Origin of the sequence: Acetobacter sacchari, assembly GCF_017377715.1 — a bacterium.
GTDB classification, from domain to species: Bacteria; Pseudomonadota; Alphaproteobacteria; order Acetobacterales; family Acetobacteraceae; genus Acetobacter; species Acetobacter sacchari.
Window position 1 is genome coordinate 1 of record NZ_JAFVMF010000049.1, and the last position, 4,951, is coordinate 4,951.

At 62.1% G+C, this 4,951-nt stretch carries 6 protein-coding genes and 1 tRNA gene; 4 read left to right on the forward strand and 3 right to left on the reverse strand.

Annotated features, from left to right (window positions below; genetic code table 11):
• Window positions 1–8: 8 nt before the first annotated feature.
• Window positions 9–85: transfer RNA gene (locus tag J2D73_RS20145), tRNA-Met, on the forward strand.
• On the opposite strand, the gene J2D73_RS20150 is transcribed toward J2D73_RS20145, so the two are convergent.
• From J2D73_RS20150 to J2D73_RS20160, 3 genes are read right to left on the reverse strand one after another with little or no spacing between them, the layout of a single operon-like run.
• Window positions 42–1,739, reverse strand: coding sequence for a recombinase family protein (locus J2D73_RS20150; protein ID WP_207884198.1), 1,698 nt, complete (start codon window positions 1,737–1,739; stop codon window positions 42–44). The two genes, J2D73_RS20145 and J2D73_RS20150, sit on opposite strands and share 44 nt — an antisense overlap.
• Window positions 1,740–1,753: 14 nt before the next feature.
• Window positions 1,754–2,134 carry a helix-turn-helix domain-containing protein gene (locus J2D73_RS20155; protein ID WP_025825656.1) on the reverse strand — a complete coding sequence of 127 codons (381 nt, stop codon included), beginning with the start codon at window positions 2,132–2,134 and terminating at the stop codon, window positions 1,754–1,756.
• Window positions 2,124–2,447: a type II toxin-antitoxin system HigB family toxin gene (locus J2D73_RS20160; RefSeq protein ID WP_207884194.1), complete on the reverse strand. Its 324-nt coding sequence runs from the start codon at window positions 2,445–2,447 to the stop codon at window positions 2,124–2,126. Before J2D73_RS20160 ends, J2D73_RS20155 begins: the two co-directional genes overlap by 11 nt.
• Window positions 2,448–2,581: 134 nt before the next feature.
• Here J2D73_RS20160 and J2D73_RS20165 point away from each other — a divergent pair, with 134 nt between their 5' ends.
• From J2D73_RS20165 to J2D73_RS21475, 3 genes are all read left to right on the forward strand, one after another.
• Entirely contained in the window at window positions 2,582–3,487 is a 906-nt protein-coding gene (locus J2D73_RS20165; RefSeq protein ID WP_207884199.1) for a LysR family transcriptional regulator, read from the forward strand.
• A 345-nt stretch (window positions 3,488–3,832) separates the two neighbouring features.
• Window positions 3,833–4,513 carry a DNA methyltransferase gene (locus tag J2D73_RS20170; RefSeq protein WP_207884196.1) on the forward strand — a complete coding sequence of 227 codons (681 nt, stop codon included), beginning with the start codon at window positions 3,833–3,835 and terminating at the stop codon, window positions 4,511–4,513.
• Window positions 4,514–4,817: 304 nt separating this feature from the next.
• A partial coding sequence (locus J2D73_RS21475) for a transcriptional regulator domain-containing protein (RefSeq protein ID WP_408736869.1) occupies window positions 4,818–4,951 on the forward strand: 134 nt, incomplete at its 3' end.

Genomic DNA, 4,951 nt, shown 5'->3' on the forward strand with positions numbered 1-4,951 from the left:
TCACCCAACGCGGGGTGGAGCAGCCCGGTAGCTCGTCAGGCTCATAACCTGAAGGTCACAGGTTCAAATCCTGTCCCCGCAACCAACGATACCGACACTCCCGTGAGCAAAGCTCCGGGAGTGTTTCTTTTTTCAGCCTTTCCAAGGGCTTGCTGTTCGATCCAGTTCAGGATCGTGCCCAGTTCCCCATACAGCATCGCGTCAATCTCGCCCCGGTTCGGGCCGGGTGTCAGCACGACCTTCTCGATCAGAGCCCGCAGCGCCTCGGCGGCTTCCAGCCGTTCCTCGGGCTGGTTGAGGGCGTCGGTCAGGCGGCCGACCTTGCGCGCGTAGACGGCCGAAGCACTTGGCAGCAGGTCCGGGACAGCGTCGGGAACGTCGGAGAGTAGCGACGCCAGTTCGGCCTTGCGGGTCTCGAGCGCATCCATTTCCGCTTTCATGCTGGGATGGAACATCCCTTCCTTGATGGCCTCGATGATGCCCCGGATCTGTTTTTCGACCTTCACCTGTTCCACCTGCCAGACATTGGCATTGGACCGACGTTCCCGGTTGAGGCGGTTGGTCTCTTCGGCATAGGCGCGCATGGCCTCGGCCGCGATCTCCGGCGCCATCATCCGGTCCTTGAGGCCGGAGAGCACGCGGCGCTCAAGATCAGGACGGGGGATCGTCCGGCTGTTGGTGCAGGAACCATTCGTCACATGGCTGGAGCAGGCGAAACGGTCGGAACCGCGCAGCGTGTAAGGGCCGCCGCATAGGCCGCAGAACAGCAGGCCCGACAGCAGGGATTTCGGCCGGCGCGTGCCGTTGAGCCGGTTCCGCTTGTGATGGGCACGCACAGCCTCGGTGACGTTGACGTATTTCTCGGCGATGACGCTCTGACGAGCCTTTGTCGCCTGCCACAATGCGTCGTCGACGATCCGCAATTCGGGCACGTCTGTGATGACCCATTCTGATTCCGGGTTCAGGCGCGAAACGCGCTTACCGGTGGACGGGTCTTTCACATAGCGCTGCCGGTTCCACACCAGCCGACCGATATACAGCTCGTTGTTGATGATGCCGGTACCGCGCTTCACATGACCCCGGATGGTGGTATCGCTCCACAGCTTGCCCTCGGGGCCGGCGATGCCCTGGTCGTTCAGGGCTTTGGCGATAGCGCGTGGACCGATACCAGCGGCAAAGTCGCGGAAGATGCGGCGGATGATCTCTGCCTGATGGGTATCGATCTCACGGTCGCCACGGATCTGTTCGCCTTTGGCGTCGAACTGTCGGACGACGCGATAACCGTAGCACAGGCCGCCGCCGGATTTGCCCTCCTCGACCCGGCCCCGCAGGCCGCGATGGGTTTTGGCGGCGAGGTCTTTCAGAAAGTGGGCGTTCATCGTACCTTTGAGGCCGACATGCAACTCACTGATCTCGCCCTCGGCCAGGGTGACGATCGGCACACCGGCGAATTTAAGGTGTTTGAACAGCGTGGCGACGTCGGCCTGATCGCGGGAGATGCGATCCAGCGCTTCGGCTAGTACGATGTCGAACCGCCCGGCCTGGGCATCCTGCAACAGGGGCTGGATACCGGGGCGCAGGATCATGTTGGCGCCCGAGATGCCCGCGTCCTTGTAGGCGCCAACCACTTTCCATTTTTCCCGCTTGGCGTGTTCGCGGCAGATGCGGAACTGATCGTCAATTGACGCCTCACGCTGGTTGTCGGAGGAATAGCGGGCATACAGGGCGACGCGGATCATGGCGGTGTTTCTTATCAGGCGACCTTGTCCATCCGGCTGGGCCGGATCAGCACCTCGGCGGAGATGCCGAGGCCGTCATGCAACTGGCGGATCATGTCGATCGACAGGCCGCGCTTGCGGTTCAGCACGTCGGCCACCCGGTTGCGCGGGCCGATCATCGGCTCCAGATCCTTGCGGGTGAGGCCCTGCTGTTCCATGCGGAAGCGGATCGCCTCAACCGGATCGGGCGGATCGATCGGATGGTGCTTGGCCTCATAGGCGTCGATCAGCGTCGCTAGCACATCGAGGCGGTCGCCGTCCGGCGTGCCGCTTTTGGCACCCCACAGCCGCCCGACTTCTTCCAGCGCTGCGTCGTAATCCGCCTCGTTGCGGATGGGCTTCAGATCAGCCGTCATGTTCCACCTCCGTCACGTCGATCCTGTCATACGCCCTGTGCGTGCCGATCCATTTGATCCAGACGATGCTTTTCTCGAAATCGACCGCCACGACCAGGCGATAGGCATTGCCCTTGATGTTGAAGACGATCCGTTCCGCGCTGATGATGCTCGCCGTGGCATAGAGCCGCTTCACATCGGCGGTGGTCGTCCACGCAGCCCTGCCGACTTCAGCGAACCAGGCATCCAGCGCTGCCTTCACGGCCGGCTGGTCCTTCTGGCCCGCCAGACTGCCGACGAACTCTCTCAGCGTGCGACGGGCGATGATCCTCATTGACTGACCTTATATCACGGGACCATAATGGTCACAAGAAAAATACACGGCTGCCCAACGAGGGGTCTCTCGCCGGGGGGGGGGGGGGGGATTCAGCCGGGGAGGGGAGCCTACCGCATGTGACCGGATCGGTTTTGTCGGGCCTGTTTCCGCTCCAACTCACGGGCACGCTCAAACTGCTCGCGGGCAATCTGGCGGCCGTCGCACGGGAAACCGGTGCGGGGTCGTCCACCATCACGCGGCATTTGCGCGAACTGGAAGAGGCTCTGGGAGTGTCGCTGCTGACGCGGACAACGCGCCGTACCGCGCTGACTGACGAAGGAACGCGCTATTACACCCATTGCTTGCAGATACTTTCCCTTGTCGAGCAAGCGAGCCAGGAAATGCGCGATACGCGGCAAGCGACGGCCGGGACGGTGCGCATCTCCTGCACCGGCGCTCTGGGCGTGCTGCATGTCGGCCGCCTCATCTACGCGTTTCAGGATCGGAACCCCGGCATACGGGTCGAGTTCGGGCTGACGGACGAACGCATCGATCTGGTACGCGAGGGGGTTGATATCGCCATTCGCCTCGGCCCTCTGACCGATTGCGCGATGAAACTGCGGTCCCTGGGCGAGAGCGGGCGCCTTCTGGTCGCGTCGCCCGAGTGGCTGCGCCGTCACGGCCCGGTGCGGCGGCCGGAGGATCTGCGCAACCGGGAGGGCGTGCGGATGTCGCGCGTGCAGGGCTCGGAGCAACTGGTTCTGCGGAGCGGAGAAGGCATAAACCATGTCGTGCCGTTTCAGGGCCGTCTGGTCGTCGATCATGGTCTGGCCGCACGCGACGCGTTTCTGGCCGGGCGAGGTTACGGGCCGGCCCATCGCTGGCTGGTGGAGGATTGCCTGCGGGATGGTCGCCTCGTACCCGTGTTGCCTGACTACACCATGCCGTCCGTACCGCTGAGCATGCTGATTGCGCCGGAGCGGACGAATTTGACGCGGGTTCGGCTCTGCATAGAATTTCTCACGTCAGGCGCCAGAGAAATTCCGGGTATTCGCTGATGACCGGATGGCCGTGAAATCTCAAGCATCGCAAAATCAGGTTGTTCTGTTCTTCAGACTTTCTGGAACAAGGGTTCTGTCGCAACGCAGGGGTGCCATTTCCGAGGCTGTGAGGAGGGGCGAAAAGACAGAAATAGGCTAATGGCTCCGCCCTCGCGCCGGCAAGGGTGCGCGTCAGCAGGCTGACGCCGCCCGATGGGGTTTCCCCGATCTTCCTGCGCCGCGCTCCGTGCAGACCGGGAAATACCCCTCCCCATCGGTCGCCCTTGCCGTTGCTACCCCGCTGCTCGCCGCGAGGCAGAGGAACAGCGGGGGCTGTTCCTCGCGGAACAAAGGGCAAAGACCATGACCGGCAACATCACCACGGCGACCGATTTCCGCAATACCATTCTCAACGGCGACAGCGTGCAGCTTATGCGCGCACTTCCTCGCAATGCGGTGGATTTCATCCTGACCGACCCGCCTTACCTTGTGAACTATCAGGGCAGGGACGGGCGGAAGGTCCGCAACGACGATAATGCACGCTGGCTTCGTCCGGCGGTCAACCAGATGCACCGGGTTCTGAAATGGGGCGGGTTTGCCGTTTCGTTCTATGGCTGGAACCGGATAGATTTGTTTGCCGATGCCTGGAAGGCGGCAGGGTTCCGCATGGTCGGGCATATCGTCTTTCGCAAATCCTACGCGTCATCGTCGGGGTTTCTGCGCTACGAGCACGAAAGCGCCTATCTGCTAGCGAAAGGGAACGTAAAGCGGCCCGGTCAGCCAGTGCCGGACGTGATCGACATGCCGTATTCCGGGAACAAACTGCATCCGACGCAAAAGCCTGTCGCGGCGTTACTGCCCCTGATGGAAGCGTTCTGCCCGGCTGGTGGTCTGGTGCTGAACCCATTCGCTGGCTCGGGTTCGTCACTGGTGGCGGCGCAGCATCTTGGCCGCGACTGGCTGGGTATGGAATTGGACGCGGATCATGCGGCGACAGCGACCCGGCGGCTGGCCTGGCACGCGGCGAAGAAAATAGCGGCATAGGGAGTGAATGCCGCAGGGCCGACAATTCGGTTCTGCGGCGCCGCCTTCCTTGGCTTGCCTGTCCGCACAAATTTGCGCCGATCCGACTTCGCGGATCGGCAATGGGAAGATGGAAAAGAAGCGCCACTCGCCGGGCGAGTGCCCGGCTCGCGGAATATTCTGGCAGACGCGAAGAACGATATAGCAATCGTGCGATCGCGTTACGAGATCGACATATCTCCAAACACAGTCTGCACAAAATCGTCCGATTGCGCATCCTGATGTTCCTGCTGCCAGAAGCAGGCGCAAGAGGAAGAGTAATGCGATGCCGATATCAGATTGGCAGTCGCCGGCCGCTTACGAACACGCAAAAGACATTGCAGCCGCCGGCATGGCCTGGGAATATCTGAGAGTCTGTTTGGAAAATCGGTCTGATGTGATTCAAGCTCTGGATGTGGA

Bases quoted from the DNA above. Each gene is read 5' to 3' on its own strand.
- J2D73_RS20160 (WP_207884194.1), bottom strand. From the start codon at position 2,447: ATGAGGATCATCGCCCGTCGCACGCTGAGAGAGTTCGTCGGCAGTCTG.
- J2D73_RS20150 (WP_207884198.1), bottom strand. From the start codon at position 1,739: ATGATCCGCGTCGCCCTGTATGCCCGCTATTCCTCCGACAACCAGCGT.
- J2D73_RS20155 (WP_025825656.1), bottom strand. From the start codon at position 2,134: ATGACGGCTGATCTGAAGCCCATCCGCAACGAGGCGGATTACGACGCA.
- J2D73_RS20170 (WP_207884196.1), top strand. From the start codon at position 3,833: ATGACCGGCAACATCACCACGGCGACCGATTTCCGCAATACCATTCTC.